The sequence below is a fragment of the Corynebacterium gottingense genome, assembly GCF_003693265.1.
Classification (GTDB): domain Bacteria; phylum Actinomycetota; class Actinomycetes; order Mycobacteriales; family Mycobacteriaceae; genus Corynebacterium; species Corynebacterium gottingense.
Genome location: NZ_RDRE01000102.1, coordinates 1 through 1,917 on the forward strand (window position 1 = coordinate 1; position 1,917 = coordinate 1,917).

Below are 1,917 nucleotides of genomic sequence, written 5' to 3' on the forward strand. Positions count from 1 at the left end.
TTTTTGTGGAGAGTTTGATCCTGGCTCAGGATGAACGCTGGCGGCGTGCTTAACACATGCAAGTCGAACGGAAAGGCCCTGCTTGCAGGGTACTCGAGTGGCGAACGGGTGAGTAACACGTGGGTGATCTGCCCTGTACTTTGGGATAAGCCTGGGAAACTGGGTCTAATACCGAATATGACCACTTCTTGGATGGGGTGGTGGAAAGCTTTTGCGGTATGGGATGAGCTCGCGGCCTATCAGCTTGTTGGTGGGGTAATGGCCTACCAAGGCGTCGACGGGTAGCCGGCCTGAGAGGGTGTACGGCCACATTGGGACTGAGATACGGCCCAGACTCCTACGGGAGGCAGCAGTGGGGAATATTGCACAATGGGCGCAAGCCTGATGCAGCGACGCCGCGTGGGGGATGACGGCCTTCGGGTTGTAAACTCCTTTCGCAACCGACGAAGCTTTTGTGACGGTAGGTTGAGAAGAAGCACCGGCTAACTACGTGCCAGCAGCCGCGGTAATACGTAGGGTGCGAGCGTTGTCCGGAATTACTGGGCGTAAAGAGCTCGTAGGTGGTTTGTCGCGTCGTTTGTGGAATACCGCAGCTTAACTGCGGGGTTGCAGGCGATACGGGCATAACTTGAGTGCTGTAGGGGAGACTGGAATTCCTGGTGTAGCGGTGGAATGCGCAGATATCAGGAGGAACACCGATGGCGAAGGCAGGTCTCTGGGCAGTAACTGACGCTGAGGAGCGAAAGCATGGGGAGCGAACAGGATTAGATACCCTGGTAGTCCATGCCGTAAACGGTGGGCGCTAGGTGTGAGTCCCTTCCACGGGGTTCGTGCCGTAGCTAACGCATTAAGCGCCCCGCCTGGGGAGTACGGCCGCAAGGCTAAAACTCAAAGGAATTGACGGGGGCCCGCACAAGCGGCGGAGCATGTGGATTAATTCGATGCAACGCGAAGAACCTTACCTGGGCTTGACATACACTGGATCGGGCTAGAGATAGTCTTTCCCTTTGTGGCTGGTGTACAGGTGGTGCATGGTTGTCGTCAGCTCGTGTCGTGAGATGTTGGGTTAAGTCCCGCAACGAGCGCAACCCTTGTCTTATGTTGCCAGCATTTGGTTGGGGACTCATGAGAGACTGCCGGGGTGAACTCGGAGGAAGGTGGGGATGACGTCAAATCATCATGCCCCTTATGTCCAGGGCTTCACACATGCTACAATGGTCGGTACAACGCGTGTGCGATCCTGTGAGGGTGTGCTAATCGCTGAAAGCCGGTCGTAGTTCGGATTGGGGTCTGCAACTCGACCCCATGAAGTCGGAGTCGCTAGTAATCGCAGATCAGCAACGCTGCGGTGAATACGTTCCCGGGCCTTGTACACACCGCCCGTCACGTCATGAAAGTTGGTAACACCCGAAGCCCATGGCCCAAACTTGTTAGGGAGTGGTCGAAGGTGGGATCGGCGATTGGGACGAAGTCGTAACAAGGTAGCCGTACCGGAAGGTGCGGCTGGATCACCTCCTTTCTAAGGAGCTTTTGTTTTTGTGCCCACGGTTGTGGGTTGGTGGTTGATGTCGCCGTAGGTGTGACTGCCACTTATTTGTTTTGTATAAATTCCGGGTGGATGCGCACCGGCAGGGTTGGATGCTTCTGCTTTGTGCGGCGCGGGTGTGTGACCAAGTGTTCCGCAAACATGGTTTTGGGTATGTTGGCATGCTGTTGGGTGTCTGGGGCAGCACATGGCCTGCGCACGGCGTTTGCGTTGTGTGTGGTTGTGGTTGTCTTGTTGGCTTGCACGTGAATGATCACTGCGCTGTTTGTGGTGTGTGGTTGTTGTGGTGTGGGTGTGTTGTGTGAGAACTGTATAGTGGACGCGAGCATCTTTCTTCTTTGCCGCATCCTTGTGCGCATGTTTGTGTGTGC

Annotated in this window: 1 protein-coding gene and 1 rRNA gene; one reads left to right on the forward strand and one right to left on the reverse strand. The window is 55.5% G+C overall.

The features are described 5' to 3' along the window. Positions 1 to 2: 2 nt before the first annotated feature. A 16S ribosomal RNA gene (locus tag EAW56_RS11930) occupies positions 3 to 1,519 on the forward strand. Here the strand turns inward: EAW56_RS11930 and EAW56_RS12895 are convergent. Beyond that, positions 1,520 to 1,917: hypothetical protein (locus EAW56_RS12895; protein WP_208636521.1), on the reverse strand; the 398-nt coding region annotated here is incomplete at its 5' end. It lies immediately after the preceding rRNA gene.